Genomic DNA, 26,981 nt, shown 5'->3' on the forward strand with positions numbered 1-26,981 from the left:
CGTCGATGAAACTTGGTTCGCTGCGATATCGGTCGTTGCAACTGTTGCTACTGCTGCAACAGCCACTCACCGTAGAAGGCGCCCACGCCCACCACGACAAACAGCCCGGCAATGAGCCAGAACCGTACGACCACCGTCACCTCGGCCCAGCCTTTGAGCTCGAAGTGGTGATGAATGGGGCTCATCAAGAAGATGCGCTTGCCCTTCGTGATCTTGAAGTAGATGCGCTGCAGAATCACTGATCCGGTCTCGATGATGAAAAGACCGCCGATGAGCAGCAGCAGCAGCTCGGTGTGGGTGAGAATCGCGAGCGCGGCGATCGCGCCGCCGATGCCCATTGATCCGGTGTCACCCATGAAGACCTGGGCCGGGTTCGTGTTCCACCACAGGAAGCCGGCCAGGCCGCCGAGAAACGCGGCCGCGACGACCGCGAGATCCATGGGGTCACGCACGTCGTAGCAGCCCGCTTCGTTGGCGGTCGCGGCGCAGGCCTGCGCCGCCTGCCAGAAGCCAATCACGAGGTAGGAGCCGAAGGCGAAGATGGCGGCGCCAGCCGCGAGGCCGTCGAGGCCGTCTGTGACGTTCACAGCGTTGGTGGTGGCCGTTACGATGACCATCACCCAGATGATGAACAAGATGATGCCCGCGATGGGGCCGAAGATCATGAAGTCAAACGGCAGGTCTCTGAAGATAGAGATGTGCGTTGAGGCGGGGGTGAGCCCGTTCTCGTTTGCGAACTGCAGGCCAAGCATGGCGAACGAGACTGCGATCGCGATCTGGCCCGCAACCTTGGCCCAGCCGCCGAGCCCCGCCGACTGCTGCTGGCGCGTCTTCATAAAGTCGTCGATAAACCCGACGAGGCCTGCGCCCACCGCCATGAGCAGCACCAACAGCGCCGACGGCGTTGGGGTCTCCCCCATCACCAGTTTGCCCACGAAGTACGCGATCACGGTGCCCGACAAGAAGATCAGCCCGCCCATCGTGGGCGTGCCGCGCTTCACCTCGTGGTCCTTCGGCCCGTCGACGCGAATCGGCTGCCCCCAACGGAGCCTATTGAAACCGCGCACAAACAGCGGCGTCAATAGCAGCGAATAGAGCAGCGAGAAACCGCCAGCAATGAGCAACGCGATCATGCGTAGGCCTCCCCGAGTCGGTCACCGAGACGCTGTAGGCCCGCGGCGTTTGAAGATTTGACCATCACGGTGTCGTGCGCGCGTAGCGTCTGCGTGAGGTATTCGTAGGCCTCGTCTTGGGTTTCAAAGAACACGCTCTCGCCGTCCCAGGAGCCCTCGTTGATGGCGCTGATGTGCAGGTGCCTGGCCTCTTTGCCCACGACGACGAGCTCAGAAATGCGCAGGCGCACGGCCTGCAGTCCCACCTGAATGTGCTCCTGGATGGTGAACTCGCCGAGTTCGCTCATTGCACCGAGCACGGCGACGGTGCGCCCCTCGGGCTTGCGCACCTGGGCGAGTGTGCGCAGCGCGGCGCTCATCGAGTCGGGGCTCGCGTTGTAGGCATCGTTGATGATCGTGATGCCGTCGCGCCCCCCGAGCACCTCCATGCGGCCGGGCGCCGCGAGCGTCGCCGCTTCGAGCACACCCACGATCTGCGTGAGTGTCAAACCCAGTTCAATGCCCACGGCCGCGGCGGCCAACGCGTTCATCACGTGATGCTCGCCGAGCACGCGGAAGTGTACGGGCACGCTCTCACCCGCATAGTTCAGCGTGAAGCGCGTGCCCTCGGCCGACGAATCTACATCGCTCGCACGCACTTCTGCTTCGGGGTGACGGCCAAACCAGCGCACGCGCGCTGCCGTCAGGTCTGCCATCTTCGCTACCCGGGCGTCGTCTCGGTTGAGCACCGCGACCGCAGTCTCGGGCAGGTCTCGCACCATCTCGCTCTTGGTGCGGAAGGTGGTTTCAATGCCACCAAACTCGCCGGCGTGCGCGAGCCCCACAGACAGCACAACGCCAATGTGGGGCGGTGCCATCGCGGTGAGCCGTGCGATCTCGCCCTCGCCGCTGGCGCCCATTTCGGCGACCAGTGTGCGGGTGTCGTGCTGCACGCGCAGCATCGTGAGCGGCCCGCCGACCTCGTTGTTGAACGACTTCGCCGAGGCGACCGTCGTGCCAACGAGCTCGGCCATCGCCGCCACAAGGTTCTTGGTGGTGGTTTTACCGTTGGAGCCGGTGATGCCGACGATCTTGAGGTCGTCGCTTGCGCGTACCCGGCGCACAACCTCGGTCGCGAGCGCGCCGAGCGCATCGGTGGCGTCGGTAACGACGATCTGCGGCACTCGCGCATCGATTTCTCGTTCAACGATGAGCAGCGCTGCGCCCGCGTCGACGGCCCCAGCCGCAAACAGGTGCCCGTCGGTTTCTTCGCCCCGGCGGGCAAAGAAAATGTTGCCCGGAGTGACCTCGCGCGAGTCAGTCTGTGACTCGCCGCGCACGGTTGTGGCGCCGGTGGCACCGCTGGTGCCAACGATCAGTCGCCCGCGCGTTGCGTCAGCAACCTCCTGGAGGGTGAGTTCAATCACTTGAGAAGTCCTGCCTCGCGGAGCGCCGCGCGTACCTCGTCGCGGGCTGAATAGGGAAGCTTTTGGCCCGCGACTTCTTGATAGTCCTCGTGTCCGGGACCGGCATACAGGATAACGTCACCCGGCTCCGCAAGCGAAATGGCGAGACGCACGGCCTTGCGCGGATCGCCCTCCTCAATCACTGTTGCGTGGTGCGCAGCCTTCGCGCCCGCGATGAGCTGGGCGCGAATGGCCTCGGGCGGCTCAGAACGCGGGTGGTAATCGCACACGATCAACGTGTCTGACCCCGCAGCCGCGATGCGACCCATTTCTTCGCGCTTCGTGGTGTCGCGGTCGCCGTCTGCACCAAACATAAAGATCACTTTGCCCGGCGCGACCTCAGCGAGTGCCTCCAGCATCGCTTCGAATGAGCCCGGAGTGTGACCGTAGTCGACGAAGAATCGAGGCCCCGTCGTGTCGGGTGTTGTCATCTCCTCGAGGCGGCCCGGAATATACACCGGGATCCGGCCTCGCTCGAGACCCGCCTCGATCTGTGCGAGCGGGATCCCCGCTTCGTGCAGCATGATCAGCGAAATCGCCGCGTTCTCTGCCATGAACTTGCCAAACAACGGCACGCTGCCTCTAAAGTGGGCACCCTCTGGCCCCTGCAACACGAACGACACCGCATCGAGCGTTTGCCTGGTGACGGCGAGGTGCCAGTCGGCCTGTTGCCCAAATTCGGTCGCGAGTCGTGTCACCGGAATCTGCGATTCGCGCGCGATCCGCTGACCGTAGGGTGAATCAACGACCACCACACCACGCGTTGCATGCTCGGGGGTGAAGAGCGCGAGCTTGGCCGCAAAGTAAGTCTCGAGGTCACCGAACTCGTCGAGGTGATCCTGCGAGAAATTGTTAAACGCGACTACGTCGAAGTGCACGCCATCAAGCCGGTGTCGCACCACGGCCTGCGCCGACACCTCAATGGCGACCGCCTCGACGCTGCGCTCGGCCATGCGCGCGAGCAGCCCGTGCAGTTCACACGATTCAGGGCTCGTGAGGTCGGCGGGGATTACCTCGTCGCCCACGCGGCGCTCTGCGGTTGAACTCAGGCCGGGCACGAGGCCCGCAGCGCGCATCAGCTCTGCGAGCACGTACACGACGCTCGTTTTGCCGTTCGTGCCAGTGATGCCGCACAGGAGCCCAGGAAACTGGTCGGTGCCATACACCGCGGCCGAGATTTCGCCCATCACGCTACGCGGGTGCACGTCAGTCACGAGGACGGGCAGGGACACGCCCGCCGCAAGTTCGGCGCCACGCGCGTCGGTGAGCATAGCGGCCGCGCCACTGTCTGCAGCGGCGCTGGCGAATTCAGCGCCGTGCCTGTTCGCGCCTGGCATGCCGATATACAGGTCGCCCTTGCGTACGTCTCGCGAGTTCAATGACACACCCGTCACATAGGCATCTGCGATATCAGTGAGGGTCTCGGGGGTCGCGCCGCGCAGCTCGAATCTGCGGGCCAGCTCCGCGAGCGGAACGGGCGATGGATCGTGCGGACGGATGCTGAGCGCATTACTCACGGGGTGGTGCCTCCTGCAGGCTGAAATCAATACTCCGTGGGGAGTGGGGTGAACTCCCCCGTAGACGGCGGGATCTGGAAGGTACGGATCGTGGCCTCGGCGGCCTCGCGAAACGCGGTGAGTGCCGCGACACCTCCGTCACCTGCCGTAGGGTACGCAATCGATGTTACCGCGACGTACTGGGGATCCTCGGCAGGGAAGACACCAGCGAAGCTGTGCACGTAGTCCCCGCGGTACCCGCCCTGACCATCTGACTGCTCGGCGGTACCCGTCTTGCCTGCGATCCGGTACCCGGGAATCGACACGATGTCGTGGAACCAGCCCTCGGCGACAACCGTTTCGAGCATGGCCATCACCTGATTGGCGGTGTCCTCTCCCACAGCAGTTACTGGGTCGCCGTGCTCGGGCGTGGTGACATCGCCGTCAGCACCGGTGCAGCTCTTTACGAGCGTAGGCGGCACACGTGTGCCGCCGTTCGCGATCGCCTGGTATGCGCTCGCTGTCTGCACGATGGTGGACGACAGCCCCTGCCCAAAGGTGGTGTTGTAAGAGGTTTGTCGGTCCCACTGATCGGCCGGGTAGAGCAGGCCCGAGTCTTCAAGCGGCAGCCCCGCTTCTGTCGCCACACCAATGCCAAATTTCTGCAGGTAGTCGTAGCGAAGTTCTGCGTCCAACTGCGTACCGAGCATCGCCGTGCCCACGTTTGAGGACTGCGTCAAAATACCCGCAAGAGTCCACTGCATGGGCTCGTGGTTGAAGGAGTCGCCAAACCGCACGCCGGCCTCGGGCTCCAGGTAATCGGGGGTGAGGTTCTGCGTCGCGGGGGTAGCGAGGCCTTGGTCGATGAGCGCGGCCGCCGTGATCATCTTGAAGGTCGAACCTGGCTCATAGGGGGCAACAAACGAGCGCGCGTTGAGTTTTGCCGGGTCAGACGCGTCCACGTCGTTGGGGTCGACAGAGCCGTCCTCGGCGACCGCGACAAGTTCGCCGGTCTTCACGTTCATGATGACGAGCAGCCCCCAGGCGGCCGCTACATCTTGCACCTGTGCGTTAATGCTCTGCTGCGCTTCCCACTGCAGATCTCGGTCGATCGTGAGTTCGACGGTGCCTCCGTTGACCGCTTTACGTTCAACAACCACGCTGCCCGGCAGCGCCACCCCGTCTGCGCTACGCTCATACGTCTCCATACCGTCAACGCCCGTCAGGCACTCCTCTTGTGAGAGCTCAACACCCGCCTGCGCTACCTCGTCCATGCCCGAGAACCCGATGACGTTACCGGCGATCGCTCCGTTGGGGTACGTGCGTTTGTGGTGATAGTCGAAGGTGAGCCACGGAATGCTGAGCGCTTTGAGCTTATTGAGCTGCTCGAGGTCAATCGAGCGCTTGACGTACGCGAAGTCAGACTTCGGGTCTTCTTCGAGGGCATCGTCCACGATCTTCCGAATCTCGGCGACGGATTGCCCGGTGACCTCACCGATCTGCGCGTACGCCTCTTCGGTCGTGACTTCAACTGTGCCCGCACCGCGTTCGAGGTCGGGTCCCCAAAACTTGCCGCCGTAGAGCGTCGTGTTCTTGGGCGACAGCTGCACATCGTAGCGCTCGTCTGTGGTGGCAAGCACCATGCCGTTGCGGTCGACAATGTCGCCGCGCAAACTCGGCACGGTGACGGGTACGGCCCGCTTTTCAAGGGCATCACTGTTGAGTGCGGCGGCCGACACCACCTGCACATCAACGAGCCGCACGAGAAACAGCAGGCTCATCACCACCACGATGAAGAGGGCGGCCGTGCGGCGCAGCCCGGTACCGCGCAAGATCAACATTCCGTGGCTCCCATCACGTGACGCTTAATGGGTGTTCGGGGCGGGCAGTTTGCCCTTCCACCGAACGGGGGGTTGGTTTGGCGCTGACTGCGCGCTCGCGGCGCGCGGCACGAGCAGTCCCGCTGCATCGACCACGGGCATTGACTCGAGCGTTGCATTGGGAATGATGTTGCCGCGTGGGTCGCTTGTGACCGACTCCAGCGTGCCGAGTACGACGCCATCGCTCAGACGCAGCGTGGCAGGCCTCGCATTTTGCACCATGCCAAGCCCTGCCGCGTTTTCTGCGAGGTTCTGCGGTGACGAGAGCTTGCCCACGTTCTGGGACAGCACGCGTTCGACGCGGCCCAGGTCACGCTGCTCGACTTCGAGCGCACGTGCCTCGTACGCCCCCTGCGAAATTGCGATACTGAGCCCCAGCTGCGTTGCGAAAATTGCGAGCACGATGCCCACTGCCACGAGCGACGCCACAACCGGGCTACGACCGATCTTGCGCCGCACGCTCGGCGCAAGACGCAGGTGGTCTTGTCGTTCGCGCTCTCCCTCCCAGTGAGGCCGCCGAAGCGGGGCGTTGTAGATGGGTGAAGTCTGCGCACTCATCGCGTGTCCCGTAGGCGTTCAGAGGCGCGCAGCCGCACGGGAATAGCGCGCGGGTTGCGCTCTTTCTCTGCATCGCTCGCGAGCTCAGCACCGCGAGTGAGCAGCTTAAACTCCGGGCGGTGCTCTGGCAGCTCCACCGGCAGCCCTGCTGGTGCGGTTGATTTGCTTCGCTTGGCGAGTTCACGCTTGATGGCGCGGTCCTCCAGCGACTGGTACGACATGATGACCGCCCGGCCGCCAACGGTCAAGGCGTCAAGCGCCGCGGGGATCGCGCGCTCGAGCACACTCAGTTCGCCGTTGACCTCGATCCGGAGCGCCTGGAACACCCGCTTTGCAGGGTGTCGTTGGTCGCGTACCGCCGCGGGCGTCGCTTGCTGCAGCACGTCGACCAGCTGGCCGCTGCGCAACAGCGGCGCGTCCGCGCGCGCAGCGATGATCGCGCGTGCGTAGCGGCCCGCGAGGGGTTCTTCGCCGTACCGCTCGAAGATCGCGCGCAACCGCCCCTCGCTCGCGCTCGCGAGCACGTCGGCCGCGGTTTCGCCGAGTGTCTGGTCCATGCGCATGTCGAGCGGCGCGTCTTGCGCGTACGCGAAGCCGCGCTCGGCGTCGTCAAGCTGCAGCGACGACACTCCGAGGTCAAACAGCACTCCGTCAATCTTGGGGTGGCCCACGCCCGCGATCGCTTCGGCGATCTCGTCATACACCGCGTGCACCCGGATCGCGCGGTCACCGAACCGTTTGAGACGCTCGCCCGCGAGCCCGAGTGCCTCGGTGTCGCGGTCGAGGCCGATCACGGTCAGGCCTGGATTCGCTTCAAGCAGCGCCTCGCTGTGGCCGCCCATGCCGAGCGTGGCGTCTACGACGACGGCCCCCTCGCGCGCGGCCGCCGGGGCCAAAAGCTCGAGGCAGCGCTCGAGTAGCACGGGGGTGTGCAACGCACTCGGGTCCCTAGTTTCGTGTGTAGTCATGTGGTCCCGGGCTAGAACAGTCCCGGAATCACCTCCTCCTCGATTGCCGCAAACGCCGCTTCTTGCTCAGTCAAGTACCGCTGCCAGGCCTGCGCGTCCCAAATCTCTGCGCGGGAGCCCGCACCAATAACAGCGAGTTCACGCTCGAGCCCGGCGTATTCACGCAGGGCCTGCGGGATCGTCACCCGGTGCTGTTTGTCTGGGGCCTCCGCGTGTGCGCCAGACAGAAAGACGCGCATGTAATCGCGTACCTGTTTAGACGACACGGGGGCGAGGCGCACACGCTCGTGCATCTCAGCAAAATCACTCTCGCTGAACACGTACAGGCAACGCTCTTGGCCGCGTGTGATCACGAGGCCTTCGGCGAGCTTGCCGCGGAACTTGGCGGGCAAAATCAGCCGCCCTTTCTCGTCGAGCCTGGGCGTGAAGGTTCCTAGAAGCACGGAATCTCCCCTCAGCTCGACTTGGTTTCACAGACTACTCCACTTTCATCCACTTCACGCCAAACTTCACCAATTCCTGTTTGATATTGCGAAATCGCACCGGGGTCACCACCAGTTCCCCCGCGACCGCGCCATTTCAGGGCACACCAAATCCGCGTGTTTATGCGCCGCACCACGCGCATACCCCCGAAAGGGAGCCGAGTGGAGGGGATTTGCTGTGCCTGCGCCTGCACTGCGTGTCACGCGAAACTTTTGGGCAAGAAAAAGGGCCGTGGTGCGATGCACCACGGCCCAATAAACTTGAGGCGAGAACTACCTAGCGGTCGCCTTCCATGCGCTCGTCCCAGCGACGCTCCATGCGGTCGCTAAACGATTCGCGCGGAGTGCGCTCCTTGCGCTGGCCGCCAGAATGCCCCGACGCATTCTCGCCGGGCTCGGGGACGTCTGCTTTACCCGGTGTAAACATCAACAACACACCACCGAGCATTGCAGCGAACCCAATAAGGCCGAGCCACAACTGCTGAGCGGCCACGCCGCCCACCAGCACTCCAATGCCGACCAGCGCCAGGATGATACCCAGCACCAGCGAACGATAATTTACTCGGCGACGACTGCCTGAGACCGTTTGCATAACGTCGGCCTCGCTTTGATAGAGCCCACGCTCCATCTCGTCAAGCAGTCGCTGCTCGTGTTCTGACAGCGCCATGACGACCCTCCCGACCGTTCCAATACTTTCTATGCACAGTCTACGCGGCCCGCCTCGAAGTAGGCTAGTTGCGTGGACGAAACGACTCGACTCGCAGGGCTTCTTCAGGAGCGCATCAACGACACGCTGGGGCGGCACCGTGATGCCTTAGCCCCCCTCGGGCCCGACACCAGTGCGGTGCTCGATGAGGTGACCCAGTTTCTGCAGGGAGGCAAACGCTTTCGCGCACAGTTCGCGATTCTCGGATATCGCGCGGTGCGTCATCTCAATGTGGCGGGTGAGATCGACGATGAGTTCGGTGCGCTGCTCGACGCTGCCTGCGCGCTCGAACTGTTTCACGCGGCAGCACTGATTCACGATGACATCATTGATCGTTCAGATACGCGCCGTGGCCGCGCGGCGACGCATCGCAGTTTCGCTGCGCTGCACCGCCGCGAAGGGCTACGAGGGGACGCAGACCACTTTGGAGTCGCCTCGGCGCTGCTCGTGGGCGACCTACTGCAATCGTGGGCTGACGAGCTCATGCAGGCGGCTTGCGCCGCCGTCGACCGCGACCGCGGCGATCAAGCTCGCGCGCACTTTAACCGCATGCGCAGCGAGGTAGCGCTCGGACAGTACCTCGATGTACTCGAAGAGCAGCAGCCTCTTTTTGCGGCGCACAACGAGCAGCTCGAGCGTTCAACACGGGTCCTCGTGTACAAGTCGGCCAAGTACAGCGTCGAGGCGCCGTTGCTCGTGGGCGCGGCCCTCGCCGGGGCAGACGCTTCGCAAGAGAGCGCCCTCGCTGCTTTTGGGCTGCCCATCGGTGTGGCGTTTCAGCTGCGCGACGACCTCTTGGGCGTGTTCGGTGACGAACAGGTCACGGGCAAGCCTGCGGGCGATGACCTCATTGAGGGCAAGCGCACGGTGCTCGTAACTCTCACCCGAGATACTCTGCCCCAAACGCAGCGCAACATCTTCGACGACATGCTCGGCACCGAGCTCGATGCCGAAGAGGTGCACATGCTACAGCGCACAATCGCCGACAGCGGCGCTGTGGAAGAACTCGAAACAATGATCGCGCGCAATGTGGAGCGCGCCTCGGCCGCTCTGCAGGACTCGCCGCTGCGGCCCGATGCGGCGCATCTACTGACGCAGTTGGCCCAGCGCGCGGCACAGCGCAGCTCATAAGCCCAGCGCAGCTCATAAACCCCGCGCAGTTCATCATCACGCGCAGCTCTGCAGCTGCACAAATAAACAACGCACCGGGCCCGGCATGCGGGCCCGGTGCGTGATCCGGCTCGAAGAGCGCTAGAAAGCGAGCCCCTGCGTCGCCCGCCGCGTCGACCTAATTGGTGACCACCTAAATATTGTCGCCTCGGTCAATCATCGGCGCGCAGGCATGGGTGGACATGGTAGTGGCGTGTGAATGCCAGGCCAGTCGACGGGGCACGTGTCCACGAGCGCCACCGCGTGACGAAAGTAAAATATGCGCGACTAGTTCCGTTTCTGGCGCAGGCTTAAGCGGAAGTAGTCGCGCATATTTCTGTATCCGGGGTTGGCCGAGCGCGCGGCACGGCGCAGCTCTGCAGCTGCACAAATAAACAACGCACCGGGCCCGGCATGCGGGCCCGGTGCGTGATCCGGATCGAAGAGCGCTAGAAAGCGAGCCCCTGCGTCGCCCGCCGCACTGCCGCCTTATTGCCGCGCAACAGCGAGTCGATGGGCCGTTCGCCGAGCTCGTCGTTGACGGTCATGAGCCAGTCAACGGCTTCATCGTTAGCAAACCCTGCGTCGAGCAGCACGAGCAGCGTGCCGCGCAGTGCGGGCAGCGGCTGGTTGCCCTGCACGAACTCTGCGGGGATCCGCAGTGCACCGTCAACGCGCACGGTAGCGAGCTGGTGGTCTTCGATCATGCGGTGAATGCGACCCGGTGATGCGTCAAAGCGCTCCACCAGGTCGGCGATAGTGAGCAGTTCGGATTCTGAAGCGTTGCTGTGTGACACGCCCCTAACTCTGCCACCGCACGGAGGCGGGCGCAATCGGCAGGCCGCAAATTGCGGGGCCCTGGGCGATTTCGCTTCGCTTACGGCGTGCGACGGGCGCGTGCCCAAGAATGTTTCGTAGACTCTTGGGGTGACCCAAGCGCCTACCGACCCGATGATCGGGCACACGCTCGACGGCCGTTACGCGATTCGGTCGCGTATTGCCCGCGGCGGCATGGCGATGGTGTACCTCGCAAACGATCTGCGACTTGAACGCCGGGTTGCGGTCAAGGTCATGCATGAGCACCTGGCCGAGGACGAGAACTTTCGTCGCCGTTTCGACCAAGAGGCGCGTAGCGCAGCGGGTCTCGCACACCCCAACCTGGTGAATGTGTTTGACCAGGGCTACGACTCTGGCCGCAACTACCTCGTCATGGAGTACCTGCCGAGCATTACACTGCGAGACCTGTTGAAACAGCAGCGGTCGCTCACACGAGAGCAGACTCTCGAGATCGGTGAAGCGATTCTCGCTGGTCTCTCAGCTGCGCACCAAGCGGGCATCGTGCACCGTGATTTGAAGCCCGAGAACGTCATGCTCGCCGATGATGGCCGCATCAAACTCGGCGACTTCGGCCTGGCTCGAGCCGTCAGCGCGAACACGACCACGGGGCAGGCACTTCTCGGTACCATCGCGTACCTCTCCCCCGAACTCGTCACCCGCGGCATTGCAGACGCCCGCAGCGACCTCTATGCCTTTGGCATCATGGTGTACGAAATGCTCACGGGCGTGCAGCCTTTCACGGGTGAGCAGCCCATGCAGATTGCCTACCAGCACGCCCACTCTGACGTGCCTACTCCGTCCCTTGTGAGCCGTGAATCGACGCCCGAACTCGACGATTTTGTGCGCTGGCTCACGCAACGTGAACCCACCGCGCGCCCGCTCGACGCTGGCGCGGCCCTCGTGCACCTGCGCAGCATCGCGAACGGCACGGCGCAGCTCATGGCGGCGCACGCGGGCACGACTGTGCTGCCCGATCTGGCACCCACTACGACGTTCACACCGTCAACCGCCGTGCTGACCGAAGCGCAGCTGGGCGCGCTCGAAGAACCGGCGTTACCGCCGCCCACGCCGCCAACAGCTGACCTCACCCCGATTGACCGAGCGGCCCACGCCGCCCACCTGCGCAAACGACGAGGGCGCACGATCGCGGCGATCGCCGCGGCGGCCATCGTGATTGCTGGTGGCACAGGTTGGTGGTTTGGCCAGGGCCCGGGCTCGCAGGCGACTGTGCCGCTCGTCGCGGGCGAGAGCGTAGACGATGCGCTGATGCTGCTGGGCGAGGTGTCTCTGACCGGCGAGGTCATCGACTGTTCAAGCCTCGAGGTCGAAGCCGGTCTCGCTGTGAGCACAGACCCAGCGGCCGGATCGCGGGTGAACCGGGGCACAAGCGTGCAGCTGTGCCAGTCCACCGGGCCTGCCCAACTGCCCGTGCCCACCATCGTGGGGCTCTCACAGAAGGATGCAAAGGCCGAGATCACAGGCGCACACTTCAAGTTTGGTGGGGTGGCCGAGGAACGGTTCTCTGACGTCGCGAAAGGAACCGTGCTCGCTGCGCTCGGCGCTGACGGCGAACCGGTCGGCGATACATACTCTGAGCAGGCCGTAATCGACGTCGTCGTATCGCTCGGCGCGCTACCGAGTGTCACCGGCCTCACCGAGGCCGAGGCCACCAAGAAGGTAAAGAAGGCTGATCTGGTGCTGAGCGGAGAACTCAGGCAAGAAGTGCATGACGCTGAGGCTCCGGCCGGTACTGTGCTCGACCTTGTGCTCTCTACCGATCCTGTGCGCCCCGGCGACGCGGTCGGCTTTGTAGTCTCGATCGGACCTGAGTTGTTTGCCGTGCCAGACGTAGCGGGCATGGCGCTCCAGGAGGCCATGGACGCTCTCGTCGCAGCAGGCTTCGAACCGACAACGCTCGTGCCTGATGCACTGCGTAACCTGGCAAAGGCCACGGGAACCGACCCCGCCAGCGGCACCGAGGTTCCTGCCGGCACCGAGATCAGGGTGAAGAGCACGATCTCGCTGTAGCGCACAGCGAGATCGTGCCTCGCCGCTTCTTAGTGCCGCTGCTTGAGTTCCTCAGACACCTGGAAGGCAAGCTCGAGCGACTGCATGTGGTTGAGACGCGGATCACACAGCGACTCGTAGCGGTTCTCGAGCGCCTCCTCGTCGATGTTCTCGGAGCCGCCAAGGCACTCGGTGACGTCATCACCGGTGAGCTCGACGTGGATGCCACCCGGGAACGTGCCCACCTCGCGGTGTGCTTCGAAGAAGCCCATCAGCTCGTTCATTACATCGTCGAACCGGCGTGACTTGTAGCCGTTGGCCGTCGTGATGCCATTACCGTGCATCGGATCGGTCACCCACAGCGGGGTTGCCCCAGCGTCGCGCACGCCCTCGAGGAGGCCCGGTAGCACATCGCGAATCTTGCCAGCGCCCATGCGCGTAATGAATGTGAGCCTACCCGGCGTGCGCTCGGGGTCGAGCTTGTCGATGAGGCGTAGCGCATCATCAACCTGGGTCGTCGGCCCGAGCTTCACGCCGATCGGGTTATGCACGTGCGACAGGAACTCGACGTGCGCGCCGTCAATGTCACGAGTGCGCTCACCGATCCAGAGCATGTGCCCCGAAGTGTCGTACAGGTTGCCGGTGCGCGAGTCGATGCGCGCCATCGGGCGCTCGTAGTCGAGCAACAGCGCCTCGTGACTCACGTAGAACTCAGTCGAGGTGAGCGCCGAGTGGTCAACACCGCACGCGTCCATGAACTTGAGCGCGCGATCGATCTCTGCCGCGAGCGACTCGTAACGACGGTTCGCGGGGTTCGACACGAAACCCTTGTTCCACTCGTGCACCTGGCGCAGGTCGGCAAAGCCCCCTTGCGTGAACGCACGAATCAGGTTGAGCGTCGACGCCGACACGTGATAGCCCTGCACGAGCCGATCGGGGTTGGGCTGGCGCGACTCGGGAGTGAAGTCGTAACCGTTCACGATGTCGCCACGGTAGGCGGGCAGCGTAACGCCCTCGCGAGTCTCGGTGTCGCTTGAGCGCGGCTTGGCGAACTGACCCGCCATGCGCCCGACCTTGATCACGGGCATCGACGCGCCGTACGTCAGCACGACCGCCATCTGCAGGATCGTCTTCACCCGGTCACGGATCTTATCTGCGGTGGCCGCGGCGAACGTCTCTGCGCAGTCACCTCCCTGCAGCAGAAAGGCTTCGCCGCGGGCGGCGGCGGCAAGGCGCTCGCGCAGCTGGTCAGCTTCGCCCGCAAAAACAAGCGGGGGCTGGGTGGCTAGTTCGGCCGACGCGGCACGCGCTGCCTCCGGATCAAGCCAACTGGGCTGCTGCTTTGCCTCAAGTGAGCGATACGCATCAAGCTCGGCAAATACCTGTTCAGCAGTTTTTGTGGCTTGGCTCGTCATGTGTGAATCCTCTACGTTGTGGAAAAGGCGCGGCAATTACTTGCCACGCCTCGTCCAGCCTACTACTTGGGTTATGTCTGTTGGGCCCGCGCGCGTACGCTGGACGCGTACACATCGGCGTACTTCTGGCCGCTGAGTTTTTGAATCTCGATCATGATCTCGTCGGTCACGCTGCGCAGCACGAACCGGTCGGCGCTCATTCCGCTGAATCTGCTGAAATCGAGCGGCTTACCAATCACCGTGCCGATCCGGCGTATGCGAGGGATCTTGACCCCGATAGGCATTGCTTTCTCAGTGTCGATCATCACGACCGGCACGACCGTGGCGCCCGATTCGAGCACGAGGCGCGCAACGCCCGTGCGACCCCGATACAGCTGCGCGTCGGGACTGCGCGTGCCCTCGGGGTAGATTCCGAGCACATCGCCGCGGTCCAGCACCGATAGGCCGGTCGTGAGCGAGGCTTCAGACGCTTTGCCCCCCGAGCGGTCGATGGGAAGCTGCCCCACTCCGAGCATAAAGTTCTTCACGAGCCAACCTTTGAGGCCTTTACCCGTAAAGTAGTCACTTTTTGCCAGGAAATAGACGCGGCGGTCGACCATCACGGGCATGAAGAACGAGTCGATCACCGAGAGGTGATTGCCCACCAGAATCACGGGACCCGTAGCGGGGATATTCTCGCTGCCCTCGACCCAGGGGCGATAGACCGTCTTCAAGAGTGGCCCAATAATCAGGTGCTTGAAAATCCAGTAGAGCACGGGGTGAGCTTCCTCTCGTCGACTCCTAAGAATAGCCGAGCCGCGTTGCTTCAGCGGTATAGGCGGCGGCGCGTATACTCTGGAATCACATGCGCGGCATCTGTCGCCGCCCGCCTAAGACCTGTAGAAGGTATCAAAGGAGCTGCCGTGAAACAGTCGGAAACCCCCGTCCTTGTCCCCGCCATCCCAGAAGATAACATCACCGACCTGCTCGAGCAGCGCGTGGCAAAGACGCCCGATCGCCCGCTCTTTGCCGTCCCCCAGGGCGAAGGCTGGCGGGATCTTTCTGCGCGTGACTTTCACCGCGACGTCATCGCGCTCGCAAAGGGGTTTGCCGCGGCGGGCGTCGAGCCCGGCGATCGAGTCGCTTTCATGTGCACCACACGGTTCGAATGGACGCTTGTTGACTTTGCGCTGTTTTATGCGGGCGCGATCATGGTGCCCGTATATGAGACGTCATCGCCCCTGCAGATCCACTGGATCCTTGAAGACTCGGGCGCCAGCGCGATGATTACCGAGACGGCTGAGCACGCGCAGCGTTTCGAGGAGATCCGCGGCGATGTCGCGGCAATGCAAAAGTCGTGGCGACTCGATACCGGCGCACTGGACGAGTTGCGTGCGACCGGCGCCGAGGTCACCGACGAAGAGATCGAGCGACGCCGGTCGCTCGCCGTCGGCAGTGATATGGCGACCATTATCTACACTTCTGGTTCGACGGGCCGCCCCAAGGGCTGCGTACTCACCCATTCAAACTTCGTCGATCTCTCACGCAATGCTGCGGGTGCGCTCGACGAGGTGGTGCAGCAGCCAGGCTCATCGACGCTGCTGTTTGTGACGCTGGCGCACGTGTTTGCGCGGTTCATTTCGGTGCTCGCGGTGCACGCCGGGGTGCGTGTGGGCCACCAGGGTGACACCTCGAAGCTGCTGCCCGCGCTTGGGTCATTCAAACCCTCGTTCTTGCTTGCTGTTCCGCGCGTGTTCGAGAAGGTGTACAACTCAGCCGAGCAGAACACGGAGGCCGAGGGTAAGGGCAAGATCTTCCGCAAGGCCGCGAAGGTCGCAGTCGCGCACTCTGAGGCGCTCGATGCTGGCAATGTGCCCTTCATGCTGGGGCTGCAGTTCAAGTTGTTCGACAAGCTCGTGTATTCGAAGCTGCGCGAAAAGCTCGGCGGCCGTGTGAAGTATGCGGTGTCGGGTTCGGCGCCCCTCAGCCACTACCTCGGACACTTCTACCGCAGCCTCGGAGTCAAGATTCTCGAGGGCTACGGCCTGACCGAGACGACCGCGCCAGTCACGGTAAACCTGCCCGACAAGTTCAAGATCGGCACCGTCGGCCCCGCCCTACCCGGCCACACCGTGCGCATTGCCGAGGACGGTGAGATTCAGGTCAAGGGCATCGACGTGTTCAAGGAGTACTGGAACAACCCGACCGCCACGAAAGAGTCGTTCACTGAAGACGGGTTCTTTGCGACGGGAGATCTTGGCACGCTCGACGACGACGGCTACCTGTCGATCACCGGACGTAAGAAAGAAATCATCGTCACGGCCGGCGGCAAGAACGTCGCCCCCGCAGCTCTCGAGGACCCGATCCGGTCGAACACGGTGATCGGCCAGGTCGTGGTCGTGGGCGACCAGAAGCCGTTTATTTCAGCGCTCGTGACCCTCGACGCAGAGATGCTGCCGGTGTGGCTCAACAACGCGGGCGAGGACCCGCAGATGACGCTTGCCGAGGCGGCAAAGCACCCGAAGGTGCTCGCCGAGGTGCAGGCGGCAATCGATGCCGGCAACCGTTACGTTTCCCGTGCAGAGTCGATTCGCAAGTTCGTGATCTTGCCGCTCGAGTTCACCGAGGCGAACGGTCACCTGACTCCCAAGATGAGCATTCGCCGAGACAACATTCTGCGCGACTTTTCGACCGAAATTGCTGAGCTCTACGGCGATAACCCGCAGACCGAGGCAACCAACCTGCACCGCCAGCGATAGGTCACGTGCAATCGTCTGAGCGCCAGCTACCGCGGTGGGTTATTCCCGTCGCGGTAGCTGGCGGTGTGCTCTCACTCGTGCTGTTGCTTGCGTTCGCGGGATCGCTCGTCTGGTTGACGTCGCAGGCGCAGGGCGTGCTCACCGCGGGCCCTAAACCCGTCCCCTCACCCGAGACTGTCGAGCCACCAAAGCTTCACCCCGCACCGCCGAACGGGAGCTTCAAGCCGCACGCAGACTCGGGATCGCGGTCGGGCCAAGAGCCGAACTCGGAGTCTTCGCGCGATATTGCGGCCCAAATCCAGTCGCTCGCCGACTCGTATCTCGCGGCACAGCGCGACGGTACGATCTACGACCTCGTCCCAGGCGGCGAACAGGTCGACCCCGCATACACGGGCGCGTTCCTATTCGCGCTCACCGACCTCAAGTCTGCATCGCGGTTTGGTGGCAGCTCGGCGCAGCTCCAGGAACTCCTGGACAAGGCGCACACCTACGAAGAGCGTTTCCTCGCGGGCGAGGACCTCGGTACGAGCGTGAAGATCACACGCGAAGACGGCAGCGTCTTCGAATCTGACGGTAAGTACCGCCTCATAGATTAAGTAGGCCCCGGCGCTAGATCCAGCCCTGCTGCCACGCCGTGTCGGCGGCCTCGTGCCGCGAGCTCGCCCCGAGTTTTGCCATGGCAGACGAGAGGTAGTTGCGCACGGTGCCGGGCGAAAGAAACAACTGCTCGGCGACCTCCTGCACGCTGTTGGTCGCCCTGCTCGAACGCAGCGCGTCGAGCTCGCGGTCGGTAAGCGGGCATCGTTCTGCCGTGAGCGCCGCCGCCGCGATCTCGGGGTCAATGTAGCGTTTACCCGCGGCGACGTCGCGAATCACATTCGCTAACTCCCCCGCGGGTGTCGACTTCGGCACAAAGCCCGCGACCTTCGCGGCGAGCGCACGGCGTAGCACCCCGGGTCGTGCGTGCCGCGTCACAATGATGATGCGCGGGCTGCCGTGCGCGAGAATCGCTTGGGCTGCGTCGAGTCCATCGGCCTGCGGCATTTCGAGGTCGAGCAGGCAGATATCGGGCTGCACTGCTCGCGCCAATTCGGTCGCCGTCACCCCGTTGTCGGCGCTCGCCACCACCTCGATGTCGGGCTCGAGCCCGAGCAGTGCTTCTAACGCCCCTCGGATCAAGTGTTCATCGTCGGCGATGAGCAGCCGAATCTTGGTCGTCTGGTCGTTCATGCGGCCACTCCTCCGATCGTTGAAGCGTTCATTGCACGGGCTGGCACCCGCACGCGCAGACTAAACTCTTCGGCCTGCAGCTCGTGGCTCAGCGTGCCGCCGAGCTCCTCAACGCGGCTTCTGAGCCCGGCGAGGCCCGACCCCACGGTGGCTGATCCGGATCCCGTCGCGCCGTTGTTTGTGAGCTCGAGCTCGCATGCCCCGCCCGTGTGCCGCAGCGTGATCGCGGCGCGCGTGGCGTTGCTATGACGCAGAATGTTCGTGGTGCCCTCGCGCACCGTGAATGCTAGGGCCCGCTGCACACGCGGGTCAGCCGGGACCGTCGCCCGTTGCAGTGCGCATTCGGTGCCCGCGAGACTGAGCACGTCGCGCGCGTTCTCGAGCTCGTCCTCCAGCGCCACCTCACGCAGCCCGGCCACAAGTGAGGGAGTCTCTTCGAGCGCCTGCTTGGCGATCAATCGGATCTCTTCGACCTGCTCGGCGGCCGCCGCAGGATCAATGTCGAGCATGCGCTCGGCGAGCCTCGTCACCACGCCCCACCACCACAGACTCGCGCGCAGCATGAACGGCATTGCGGCCGAGTACACGGCTACCAGCCACAGGTTACTGCCGTACGTATTGGCGGGAACGGTGAAGCCGGCGGGCCAGTGCACCGCGGTCGGTATGAGGGCGATCACTGCAGCGAGCGCAATGAGGAGCCACTGACGAGGTTTTGGGGCAAAACTGGTCAAGAGTGCGCAGGCGAGCCAGAGCGGTATTACTGCCAGCAGGCTCGAGGCAGTCTGTGTGAAGCCGAGACCCCAGGCGAGTGTCGCGGGGGCGAGCAACGCGGCAACCCAAGCGTTTCGAGGTTCAGCCTGTAGACGAAGGAACCAGCAGAATCGAATCTGTACCGCCGACGCGACGATGGTTGCCAGCAGCAGCGCCAGCGCTGCCGTGCTGCCCGTGGCCCGGTACGCTGCGGTGAGCTCGAGAACGAGCAGGGCGTCGATCACGACGAAGAAGAACACGATAGAACCGAGCGTGAACGCCCAGGTCGCCCCCCACCCTTCGAAAGGCGCATCATGATTGACGCTCTGCACCACTTCACCACTTCGCTTCCCGAGTTCTTCCAGTGGTTCGGTGTACTGCTCATCTCGGCCGTTCCGTTCGTCGACTCCTACTTCGGCTCGGCCATCGGCGTGATCGCGGGCATCAACCCCATCGTGGCGGTGGCCGCCGCGATCGTCGGCAACATCGTATCGATGCTCGCGTTCGTGCTGAGCTCGCACAAAGTGCGTGCCAGAGTCCAGGCTCGTGTGGGGGCCAGCCTGCCGGCCGACGCGAAGCCGCTGTCGCCACGCCGCGAGAAGCTGCGCGAACGCTTCGACCGCTGGGGTGTTCCCGGGGTGAGTCTGCTGGGCCAGCTGCTGCTGCCGAGCCAGATCACGTCGGCCGCCATGGTGTCGTTTGGCGCTTCAAAGAACACGGTGATCCTGTGGCAGGTCATCTCAATCATTCTGTGGGGCACCGTGTTTGGCACGCTGGCGGCGCTCGGAGTCACGGTCGTCGGCTAATCTGCCGACGTGTTGTATGCCGCGCTCGGATCGACGCATACACTTGCGGCATGACCGCCGCACTCACGTCGTCCGAGCTCCTGCAGCTGCGCATGCGTGCGCAGCTGCTTTCGCAACCCGCGCATCCGGATCCCGGTCAGCCCAGCGGGTCGCAGCACATCGCCGCGGTCACGCGGCACATGCTCGCACTACAGGGACAGGATTGGCCCTCTTCGCGCTGGGCGCTCGGTGTGCGGGCACCCGGTACGAGTGTTGCTGACGTGCATACCGCGTTCGATGAGGGGTTGCTCGTCAGGTCGTGGCCGATGCGCAGCACCGTGCACGTGATCGCGGCAGAAGACATCGGATGGGTACAAGCGCTCACCTCGGAGCGGGTGTTGCGCGGAGCAGCGAAGCGGCGCGCCTTTCTCGGGCTCGACGATGCCACGCTCGAGCGCGTCGTTGAAGTGTCGCTCGCCGCACTCGCGGGTGGCGCAAGGCTCACCCGCGACGAGCTATCGGCGTATTGGACGGCGGCCGGGATCGAGTGGCAAAGTAACTGGCGGTACCACCTCGTGTGGTGGCTGTGCCAAACCGGTCTCGCAGTGTTAGGGCCTGTGTCGCGTGCGGGCGTCACATGCGAAGAGCTCTCGAACGAGCCACTCATCGTGCTCGCAGACGACTGGATCACCGCACCCCGGCAGCTGAGCGGCGACGAAGCGTTCGGCGAGCTCGCGGCCCGGTACGCGACCGCCCGTGGCCCGATTACAGCGAAAGACTTGGCCTGGTGGGCGGGCCTCACGATGGGCGACAGCAAACGCGGGTTAGCGCTCGCAGTGGGGGCTGGGGCCCTGCAGCAGGTCGAAGTCGTGGATTCCCCCGCGTCGTTCTGGTGCGGCGCGAAACTGCTGGGCGACGCAGTGGGCACGAGTTCGGGCGCAGGCTCCAGCACCAGCACCAGCACCAGCACCAGCAGCCTGCTGCTTCCCGCATTCGACGAGCACCTCCTTGGGTATACCGACCGCGCCCCACAGCTCGACCCCGCACACTTTGACCTGATCGTGCCCGGCCGCAACGGAGTGTTTCGCGCCACGGTAACCAGGGGCGGGGTCGTCGAGGGCACCTGGCGCCGCGACACGGCCCCGAAGGCCGCTGCCGCCGCGGGCCGCATTGTCGCGGAGCCCATGCCGGGCTGCGCGATCCGGAGCGAAGAGCTCGCGGGGCCAGCCGCGCGCTGGGCGCAGTTTCATGGCTATCTCGAGCCGAGCGTCGTGGTCAGCTAGTCAGCCCGCTCAAGCATCAAGCTAGGGCGTGTTCTGCAGGTACGCGAGAACAGCGAGCACCCGCCGATGTTCGGCGCCCGAGCCCTGCAGCCCGAGCTTCTGAAACACCGATGTGACGTGTTTTTCGACCGCGCCGGTGCCCACGAACAGCCGTTCGGCGATGCCAGCGTTCGTGCGCCCCTCGGCCATGAGCCCCAGCACCTCGCGTTCGCGCGGGGTCAGGCTCGCAAGCGGGTGCGCCCGTTGTGTGAGCATCTCGCGCACTACCTGGGGATCCAGCACGGTTCCTCCCGCACGCACTCGAGCGACCGCATCTTCAAGCTCATCGAGCGACGCTACGCGGTCCTTGAGGAGATAACCCAGGCCGCCCGTCACACCATCACCCGGGCTCGCTGCGACGAGCTCGCGCGTGTAGCTGCCTTCAACGTACTGGCTGAGCAGCAGAATCCCGATGTGCGGGGCACGCTCTCGCAGCGTGAGCGCCGCCTGCACACCCTCATCGCGAAATGTGGGCGGCATGCGCACGTCAAACACCACGAGCTCTGGGCTCGTCGAGTCGAGCTCGTCAAGCAGGGAGACGGCGTCGCCGTAGACACCCACAACCTCGCACCCGGCTTCGCGAAACAAGCGCACGAGCCCCTCGCGCAGCAGCAGCGAGTCTTCAGCTATCACGAGCCGAAGCGGTGGTGGAAAGTCAGAGCGCACCCGTCTACGTTATCGCGCAGCGAGTGGCACGCGCGCGGTGACGGTCGTGGGGCCGCCCACCGGGCTGTCAAATTCGAAGTACCCCTGCAGGCCGTGCAGGCGCTCTGCAATGCCAGCGAGACCGTGCCCGTCACGAAGCGCCGCCCCGCCGACACCCGTATCTTGCACGCGCAGCACCAGCTCGGCACCCCCTGGCGCAGCGGCGCTCACTGACACCGACTGTGCGCCCGAGTGTTTGGCCGCGTTCGTGAGCAGTTCTGCCGCGACGAAGTAGACGCTGCGTTCAATTTCGGGTGCAAACTCTGTGCTTTCGTCGAACGCGACTGTGAGCGTCACGGGAATGGGGCTGCGCTCGGCCAGAGACCTCAGGCCCGCCGCCAGGCCACGATCCTGCAAGATGGGCGGGGCGAAGCCGCGAGACAGCGCCCGCAGCTCCTCGAGCGCATCGTGTGCTTGGGTGCGCGCTTCGGCGAGCATCTCACCCGCCGCTTGCGGGTCACGTGCGAGTCTGCGCTCTGCTGCCGCGAGATCCATCTGGAGCCGCACCAGCCGCTGCTGCGGGCCATCGTGAATGTCGCGCTCGAGCCTACGCAGCGAGCGATCCTCGGCCTGCACCGCCGCCCCGCGCTCTGCTGCGAGCGTCGCCACTTCCTCTCGCAGCAGCGCTGCCCGACCGGGGCTAAGCAGCGCGACCGCGGCGCCCCAGTGTACGAGGGTGAGACCGCGCGTGATGAGCGGCAGCACCAAGAGAGCAATCACGCCGACAATCGCGAAGAACACGTTCTCGCCCAGCGCCGGGTCAGTGCCCCACTGATTTCCCGGCGCGATGAAATCGACCACGACACGGTGAAGCACAATGTTCTCGCCGGTCATGGGAATGAAGCGCACCCAAAACCAGTAGCTCGCCCCACCCAGTCCGAGCGCAAGCCAGGTCACCGTAACACTCCAGCTCACGATCCCAATGATGGGTTGCACGAGCCATGCGTGCATCAGATACCGCCACGATGCGCCGTCACGCAGCGGGGTGAGCGCGCGCCACATGAGCCCCCGCTGGGGGTCTGCCACAGGCCACACCGGCTCGGCAATCGCAGGCCTCCCGGCCCAAGCGAGGCGTACCCGTTCAAATCGACCGAACCCGCGCGCAGCGAGCAGCGCGCCCACGAGCACAAACAGTCCGATCGTGAACACGACGAGCGACAAGCCCAGCGACACCAGGGTCGTGAAGACTGCGAGGCCCGCAACCGCGATAGGTAGGCCGGCGAGGAGGTAGCCCATCTCGCGCGGCAAACGTCGCCAAAGGTCGAGAATGAAGGGTGGCCGTGCAGGGGTATCGTTCATACTTCAATTCTCTTCGCCGCAGCCGGGGCTGTGAATCCTGTGAGCCCACGAAGGCGCCCGGGGGTTATCCCCCGGGCGCCTTCGTGGTGCAGCGTTGTTGCGGTCAAGCGTTGCCGTGCGCCTACCCCGAGCTTAGAACCAGCTCGAGGTGCGAATCTGCCGCATCGCCTCGCCGCGAGTTTCGCGGTCAAGGCGCGAAATGTATAGTTTGCCGTCGAGGTGGTCGCACTCGTGTTGCAGGGCTTGCGCGAGTAGACCCGACCCCGAGATCACAACCTCGCGGCCGTCAAGATCGATGCCGCGCACGGTCGCCCGCGGGTAGCGCATCACCTCAAACCACAGGTCGGGCACCGAGAGGCATCCCTCCCCCGTGGCGACCGGGTCACCGTCGAGCGCGACGATCTCGGGGTTGAGCACGTAGCTCACCCGGCCGTCAATGTGCAGGCTAAACGCCCGCTCCCGGTACCCAATCTGGGTGGCGGCGAGCCCCGCACGACCGTCAAATGCGACGGTGTCGCACAGGTCAGCCACGAGGGCTCGCACTCCGTCATCGATGGTCTCAATTGGCTCGCACACTGTGCGCAGCACCGGATCACCGAACAGTCGAATTTCTCGAATTGCCATAGCTTACGAGCTTAGCGCCTAACCGATCACGGCGATGAGGTCACCCGATTCGACCGCGCGGGTGCCCGTGAACACGAGGCGCTCGACCTTACCCGACACCTGCGCGGTGATGGGCGCCTCCATCTTCATCGCTTCGATCGTGGCGATCGGCTGCCCGGCTTCGACCTCGTCGCCCGCCGCGACGTTGACAGTGACAGTGCCCGAGAATGGCGCGGCCGTGTGGCCGGGAAGGGTGCGATCAGCTTTCTCAGCCACTGGCGTCTGCACGGCGACCGAGTCGTCTTTCACAAACACCTGGCGTAGCTGGCCGTTGAGCCGCACCATCACCGTGCGCACGCCCTTATCGTCGGCGGCACCGATCGCTTCGAGCCCCACGTAGAGGCTGACACCGCGCGACAGGTCAAAGACCCGCTCGACTCCTGCTTCGAGCCCGTACAGGTAGTCCGAGGTATCGAGCACCGAGAGGTTGCCAAACTTCTCGCGCGACTCTTCGTACTGCTTAGTGGGGACCGGAAACAGCAGCCTGTTGAGCGCGGCCTGCCGAGTTTCGCCCGGCGTCGCCAGGAGGGCTTCATCCTCGGGGCTCAGAGCCGCAACCTCGGGCTTCACGTTCTTGCCCGCGAGCACCTTCGACCTAAACGGCTCGGGCCAGCCGCCCGGAATCTCGCCCAACTCGCCAGCAAGAAAACCGACCACCGAGTCGGGTACGTCGTAGCTGCCCGGGTTCGCTTCGAAGTCGGCCGGGTCGGCATCGACCGCCGCAAGGTGCAGCGCGAGGTCGCCCACCACCTTCGACGACGGCGTCACCTTGGGGATACGTCCCAGAATGCGGTCGGCCGCCGCATACATGTCTTCGATCTTCTCAAAGTTCTCAGACAGTCCCAGGGCGATCGCCTGCTGGCGCAGGTTCGACAGCTGCCCGCCAGGAATCTCGTGAGTGTACACGCGGCCGGTGGGCGAAGGCAGCCCCGATTCGAACGGCTTGTACAGCGCGCGCACCGCGTCCCAGTAGGGCTCGAGCGCGTACACGGAGTCTTGTGAGATGCCGGTGTCGCGGTCGGTGTCGGCGAGCGCAGCCACGAGCGCCGACATCGATGGCTGGCTCGTGGTGCCCGACATGGGCGCTGAGGCAACATCGACCGCGTCGACGCCGGCCTGTGACGCTGCAAGCAGCGTCGCGAGCTGGCCACCCGGTGTGTCGTGCGTGTGCAGGTGCACGGGCAGGTCAAAACGCTCGCGCAGCGCGGCGACGAGGGTCGCGGCAGCCTGCGGACGCAGCAGCCCCGCCATGTCTTTAATCGCGAGCACGTGCGCACCAGCTTCGACAATCTCGTCGGCAAGCCGCAGGTAGTAGTCGAGCGTGTACTTCGTCTCGCCGGGGCTCGCGAGGTTACCCGTGTACGCCATCGCCACCTCGGCGACCGCCGTGCCCGTTTCGCGCACCGCGTCAATCGCGACGCGCATCTGGTTTACGTCATTGAGCGCGTCGAAGATGCGAAACACGTCGACACCGGTTTGTGCTGCCTCGGCAACGAAACCGCGGGCGACGCTCGCCGGGTACGGCGTGTATCCCACGGTGTTCTGTCCGCGCAGCAGCATCTGAATCGGAATGTTCGGCATCGCCTCGCGCAGCGTAGCGAGTCGCTCCCACGGGTCTTCGCCGAGAAACCGCAGCGCCACGTCGTAGGTCGCGCCACCCCAGGCCTCAACCGACCACAGCTCGGGGGTCATGCGCGCAACATACGGCGCGATGCGAGCGAGGTCGCGGGTGCGCACACGTGTGGCGAGCAGCGACTGATGCGCGTCACGGAACGTTGTTTCGGTGACAGCGAGCGCCTTCTGTTCGCGCAGCGCCTTCGCGTACGCGTCTGGTCCCAGCTCGATCAGCTTCTGACGAGCCCCCGCGGGCAGGGGCTCGCTCGGGTCAATGCTCGGCAGCTTCGACGCCGGATCGATGTGCCCGGGGCGCGCGCCGTTGGGCTGGTTCACCGTGACGTTGGCAACGTGCTGCAGGAGCCTCGTTGCACGGTCTTTCGGCTTGTTCATCGCGAGCAGCTCGGGGCGCTCCTCGATAAACGCGGTCGACACGTCACCCGCTTGAAAGTCGGGGTCTGCGAGCACGGCCTGCAGGAACGGAATATTGGTGGAGACGCCGCGAATACGAAACTCGGCGAGCGCGCGCTGTTCACGGGCGACAGCGTCACGGAAGGTGCGGCCGCGGCAGGTGAGCTTCGCGAGCATCGAGTCGAAGTGCGGGCTGATCTGCGCGCCCACGTCGATCGTGCCGCCGTCGAGTCGCACGCCACCGCCGCCCGGTGAACGGTAGGCCGTGATCCGGCCCAGATCTGGACGAAACCCGTTAGCAGGATCTTCGGTCGTGATGCGGCACTGCAGCGCCGCGCCGCGCAGCTTGATGCGATCCTGTGTGAGCTCGAGCTCTTCGAGCGTCGAGCCCGATGCGATGAGCATCTGCGCGCGTACGAGATCAACGTCAGTGACCTCTTCAGTCACCGTGTGTTCGACCTGAATGCGAGGGTTCATCTCGATGAACACGTGCTCGCCGCGGCGCTCCCCCTCGGTATCGAGCAAGAACTCGACAGTGCCCGCGTTCTCGTAACCGATCGACTTGGCGAACGCGACGGCGTCGCGGGTGAGGGCGTCGCGCGTGGCCTGGTCAAGATTGGGCGCCGGGGCGATCTCAACAACCTTCTGGTGGCGGCGCTGCACCGAGCAGTCGCGCTCAAACAGGTGCACGGTCGCGCCGGTCTTGTCTGCCAACACCTGCACCTCGATGTGGCGCGGGCGCAACACGGCCTGCTCAATGAACATCGTCGCATCACCGAACGCGTTGTCGGCCTCGTGCATTGCGCTGACAAGCGCTTCACGAAGGTCTTCTTCGCGTTCTACACGTCGCATGCCTCGGCCGCCGCCGCCGGCAACCGCCTTCGCAAAGACCGGAAACCCGATCTCGCGGGCACCTGCGATGAGGGCGTCGAGGTCTTGCGATGGTGGGGTCGAGGCCAGCACCGGCACGCCCGCAGCGATCGCGTGCTCCTTCGCGGCCACCTTGTTGCCCGCCATTTCGAGGGCGAGGCGACCGGGCCCAATGAACCTGATGCCAGCCTCGTCTGCCGCGGCCGCAAGCTCGGGGTTCTCAGAGAGAAAACCGTAGCCGGGGTAGATCGCGTCGGCGCCCGACTCTTTCGCTACGCGAATAATCTCAGACACGTTGAGGTACGCCCGCACAGGGTGCCCCACCTCACCAATGAGGTACGCCTCGTCGGCTTTGAGTCGATGCAGCGAATTTCGATCTTCGTACGGAAACACCGCCACGGTGAGCGCGCCGAGTTCGTGCGCCGCACGGAACGCACGGATCGCGATTTCGCCTCGGTTCGCAACAAGCACCTTCTTGAACATACGGTAAAACCCCTCTGTTAATAACGCGTTTAGTG

The 26,981-nt window shown here is 64.4% G+C and carries 23 protein-coding genes; 6 read left to right on the plus strand and 17 right to left on the minus strand.

The window, feature by feature from the left end; all coding sequences use genetic code 11:
* Positions 1–47: 47 nt before the first annotated feature.
* From mraY to ACXR2T_RS14055, 8 genes are all read right to left on the minus strand, one after another.
* Positions 48–1,133 carry a phospho-N-acetylmuramoyl-pentapeptide-transferase gene (gene mraY, locus ACXR2T_RS14020; RefSeq protein ID WP_458815469.1) on the minus strand — a complete coding sequence of 362 codons (1,086 nt, stop codon included), beginning with the start codon at positions 1,131–1,133 and terminating at the stop codon, positions 48–50.
* Positions 1,130–2,539 (minus strand): UDP-N-acetylmuramoyl-tripeptide--D-alanyl-D-alanine ligase, encoded by a 1,410-nt coding sequence (locus tag ACXR2T_RS14025; protein ID WP_458840012.1) that lies wholly within the window; start codon positions 2,537–2,539, stop codon positions 1,130–1,132. Before ACXR2T_RS14025 ends, mraY begins: the two co-directional genes overlap by 4 nt.
* Positions 2,536–4,095, minus strand: coding sequence for a Mur ligase family protein (locus ACXR2T_RS14030; protein WP_458840011.1), 1,560 nt, complete (start codon positions 4,093–4,095; stop codon positions 2,536–2,538). Before ACXR2T_RS14030 ends, ACXR2T_RS14025 begins: the two co-directional genes overlap by 4 nt.
* 26 nt (positions 4,096–4,121) lie before the next feature.
* Complete coding sequence (locus ACXR2T_RS14035) at positions 4,122–5,915, minus strand: peptidoglycan D,D-transpeptidase FtsI family protein (protein ID WP_458840009.1); 1,794 nt, start codon at positions 5,913–5,915, stop codon at positions 4,122–4,124.
* 24 nt (positions 5,916–5,939) lie between these two features.
* Positions 5,940–6,512, minus strand: coding sequence for a cell division protein FtsL (ftsL, locus tag ACXR2T_RS14040; RefSeq protein WP_458840007.1), 573 nt, complete (start codon positions 6,510–6,512; stop codon positions 5,940–5,942).
* A complete protein-coding gene (rsmH, locus tag ACXR2T_RS14045; RefSeq protein WP_458840005.1) occupies positions 6,509–7,480 on the minus strand; it encodes a 16S rRNA (cytosine(1402)-N(4))-methyltransferase RsmH in 972 nt (323 codons plus the stop codon). Before rsmH ends, ftsL begins: the two co-directional genes overlap by 4 nt.
* Before the next feature lie 11 nt (positions 7,481–7,491).
* Positions 7,492–7,923, minus strand: a complete 432-nt coding sequence (gene mraZ / locus ACXR2T_RS14050) for a division/cell wall cluster transcriptional repressor MraZ (RefSeq protein WP_458840004.1) — start codon at positions 7,921–7,923, stop codon at positions 7,492–7,494.
* Positions 7,924–8,239: 316 nt separating this feature from the next.
* Positions 8,240–8,629 (minus strand): SCO2097 family morphological protein, encoded by a 390-nt coding sequence (locus ACXR2T_RS14055; RefSeq protein WP_458815455.1) that lies wholly within the window; start codon positions 8,627–8,629, stop codon positions 8,240–8,242.
* A gap of 72 nt (positions 8,630–8,701) precedes the next feature.
* On the opposite strand from ACXR2T_RS14055, the gene ACXR2T_RS14060 reads away from it, so the two are divergent.
* Positions 8,702–9,799: a polyprenyl synthetase family protein gene (locus ACXR2T_RS14060; RefSeq protein WP_458840002.1), complete on the plus strand. Its 1,098-nt coding sequence runs from the start codon at positions 8,702–8,704 to the stop codon at positions 9,797–9,799.
* A gap of 467 nt (positions 9,800–10,266) precedes the next feature.
* On the opposite strand, the gene ACXR2T_RS14065 is transcribed toward ACXR2T_RS14060, so the two are convergent.
* The gene (locus ACXR2T_RS14065; protein WP_458840000.1) at positions 10,267–10,614 is read right to left on the minus strand and encodes an Rv2175c family DNA-binding protein; all 348 of its coding nucleotides are present in this window, start codon (positions 10,612–10,614) and stop codon (positions 10,267–10,269) included.
* A 154-nt stretch (positions 10,615–10,768) separates the two neighbouring features.
* Between ACXR2T_RS14065 and pknB the strand changes: the two genes are divergently transcribed.
* Positions 10,769–12,682 carry a Stk1 family PASTA domain-containing Ser/Thr kinase gene (pknB, locus tag ACXR2T_RS14070; RefSeq protein WP_458840028.1) on the plus strand — a complete coding sequence of 638 codons (1,914 nt, stop codon included), beginning with the start codon at positions 10,769–10,771 and terminating at the stop codon, positions 12,680–12,682.
* A 29-nt stretch (positions 12,683–12,711) separates the two neighbouring features.
* Here pknB and ACXR2T_RS14075 read toward each other — a convergent pair whose 3' ends face one another.
* Together ACXR2T_RS14075 and ACXR2T_RS14080 are read right to left on the minus strand one after the other, a co-directional pair.
* Positions 12,712–14,076 carry a class II 3-deoxy-7-phosphoheptulonate synthase gene (locus tag ACXR2T_RS14075; protein ID WP_458815447.1) on the minus strand — a complete coding sequence of 455 codons (1,365 nt, stop codon included), beginning with the start codon at positions 14,074–14,076 and terminating at the stop codon, positions 12,712–12,714.
* Positions 14,077–14,147: 71 nt separating this feature from the next.
* Positions 14,148–14,831, minus strand: a complete 684-nt coding sequence (locus ACXR2T_RS14080) for a lysophospholipid acyltransferase family protein (protein WP_458815445.1) — start codon at positions 14,829–14,831, stop codon at positions 14,148–14,150.
* Positions 14,832–14,978: 147 nt separating this feature from the next.
* Here ACXR2T_RS14080 and ACXR2T_RS14085 point away from each other — a divergent pair, with 147 nt between their 5' ends.
* Both ACXR2T_RS14085 and ACXR2T_RS14090 read left to right on the plus strand, forming a co-directional pair.
* Positions 14,979–16,814, plus strand: coding sequence for an AMP-dependent synthetase/ligase (locus tag ACXR2T_RS14085; protein ID WP_458839998.1), 1,836 nt, complete (start codon positions 14,979–14,981; stop codon positions 16,812–16,814).
* Positions 16,815–16,819: 5 nt separating this feature from the next.
* Positions 16,820–17,410 carry a hypothetical protein gene (locus ACXR2T_RS14090; protein ID WP_458815441.1) on the plus strand — a complete coding sequence of 197 codons (591 nt, stop codon included), beginning with the start codon at positions 16,820–16,822 and terminating at the stop codon, positions 17,408–17,410.
* A gap of 13 nt (positions 17,411–17,423) precedes the next feature.
* Here ACXR2T_RS14090 and ACXR2T_RS14095 read toward each other — a convergent pair whose 3' ends face one another.
* Together ACXR2T_RS14095 and ACXR2T_RS14100 are read right to left on the minus strand one after the other, a co-directional pair.
* A complete protein-coding gene (locus ACXR2T_RS14095) occupies positions 17,424–18,044 on the minus strand; it encodes a response regulator (RefSeq protein ID WP_458839996.1) in 621 nt (206 codons plus the stop codon).
* Positions 18,041–19,126 carry a sensor histidine kinase gene (locus ACXR2T_RS14100; RefSeq protein WP_458839995.1) on the minus strand — a complete coding sequence of 362 codons (1,086 nt, stop codon included), beginning with the start codon at positions 19,124–19,126 and terminating at the stop codon, positions 18,041–18,043. Before ACXR2T_RS14100 ends, ACXR2T_RS14095 begins: the two co-directional genes overlap by 4 nt.
* Here ACXR2T_RS14100 and ACXR2T_RS14105 point away from each other — a divergent pair.
* Positions 19,109–19,600, plus strand: coding sequence for a hypothetical protein (locus tag ACXR2T_RS14105; RefSeq protein ID WP_458839993.1), 492 nt, complete (start codon positions 19,109–19,111; stop codon positions 19,598–19,600). The genes ACXR2T_RS14100 and ACXR2T_RS14105 overlap by 18 nt on opposite strands.
* Before the next feature lie 50 nt (positions 19,601–19,650).
* Positions 19,651–20,862 (plus strand): winged helix DNA-binding domain-containing protein, encoded by a 1,212-nt coding sequence (locus tag ACXR2T_RS14110; protein WP_458839992.1) that lies wholly within the window; start codon positions 19,651–19,653, stop codon positions 20,860–20,862.
* A 21-nt stretch (positions 20,863–20,883) separates the two neighbouring features.
* On the opposite strand, the gene ACXR2T_RS14115 is transcribed toward ACXR2T_RS14110, so the two are convergent.
* The 4 genes from ACXR2T_RS14115 to ACXR2T_RS14130 form a co-directional block, all read right to left on the minus strand.
* A complete protein-coding gene (locus ACXR2T_RS14115; protein ID WP_489945547.1) occupies positions 20,884–21,534 on the minus strand; it encodes a LuxR C-terminal-related transcriptional regulator in 651 nt (216 codons plus the stop codon).
* Between the two features lie 42 nt (positions 21,535–21,576).
* Entirely contained in the window at positions 21,577–22,905 is a 1,329-nt protein-coding gene (locus ACXR2T_RS14120; protein ID WP_458839989.1) for a sensor histidine kinase, read from the minus strand.
* A gap of 132 nt (positions 22,906–23,037) precedes the next feature.
* The gene (def, locus tag ACXR2T_RS14125) at positions 23,038–23,529 is read right to left on the minus strand and encodes a peptide deformylase (protein WP_458815433.1); all 492 of its coding nucleotides are present in this window, start codon (positions 23,527–23,529) and stop codon (positions 23,038–23,040) included.
* An 18-nt stretch (positions 23,530–23,547) separates the two neighbouring features.
* Positions 23,548–26,946, minus strand: a complete 3,399-nt coding sequence (locus tag ACXR2T_RS14130) for a pyruvate carboxylase (protein ID WP_458815431.1) — start codon at positions 26,944–26,946, stop codon at positions 23,548–23,550.
* Between the last annotated feature and the right edge of the window lie 35 nt (positions 26,947–26,981).

It is taken from the genome of Leucobacter faecis (assembly GCF_054456635.2).

Coding starts and splice junctions, on each gene's coding strand:
- pknB (WP_458840028.1), top strand. CDS start 10,769: ATGATCGGGCACACGCTCGACGGCCGTTACGCGATTCGGTCGCGTATT.
- ACXR2T_RS14110 (WP_458839992.1), top strand. CDS start 19,651: ATGACCGCCGCACTCACGTCGTCCGAGCTCCTGCAGCTGCGCATGCGT.
- def (WP_458815433.1), bottom strand. CDS start 23,529: ATGGCAATTCGAGAAATTCGACTGTTCGGTGATCCGGTGCTGCGCACA.
- ACXR2T_RS14120 (WP_458839989.1), bottom strand. CDS start 22,905: ATGAACGATACCCCTGCACGGCCACCCTTCATTCTCGACCTTTGGCGA.
- mraY (WP_458815469.1), bottom strand. CDS start 1,133: ATGATCGCGTTGCTCATTGCTGGCGGTTTCTCGCTGCTCTATTCGCTG.
- ACXR2T_RS14095 (WP_458839996.1), bottom strand. CDS start 18,044: ATGAACGACCAGACGACCAAGATTCGGCTGCTCATCGCCGACGATGAA.
- ACXR2T_RS14105 (WP_458839993.1), top strand. CDS start 19,109: ATGATTGACGCTCTGCACCACTTCACCACTTCGCTTCCCGAGTTCTTC.
- ACXR2T_RS14075 (WP_458815447.1), bottom strand. CDS start 14,076: ATGACGAGCCAAGCCACAAAAACTGCTGAACAGGTATTTGCCGAGCTT.
- ACXR2T_RS14035 (WP_458840009.1), bottom strand. CDS start 5,915: ATGTTGATCTTGCGCGGTACCGGGCTGCGCCGCACGGCCGCCCTCTTC.
- ACXR2T_RS14130 (WP_458815431.1), bottom strand. CDS start 26,946: ATGTTCAAGAAGGTGCTTGTTGCGAACCGAGGCGAAATCGCGATCCGT.
- rsmH (WP_458840005.1), bottom strand. CDS start 7,480: ATGACTACACACGAAACTAGGGACCCGAGTGCGTTGCACACCCCCGTG.
- ftsL (WP_458840007.1), bottom strand. CDS start 6,512: ATGAGTGCGCAGACTTCACCCATCTACAACGCCCCGCTTCGGCGGCCT.
- ACXR2T_RS14055 (WP_458815455.1), bottom strand. CDS start 8,629: ATGGCGCTGTCAGAACACGAGCAGCGACTGCTTGACGAGATGGAGCGT.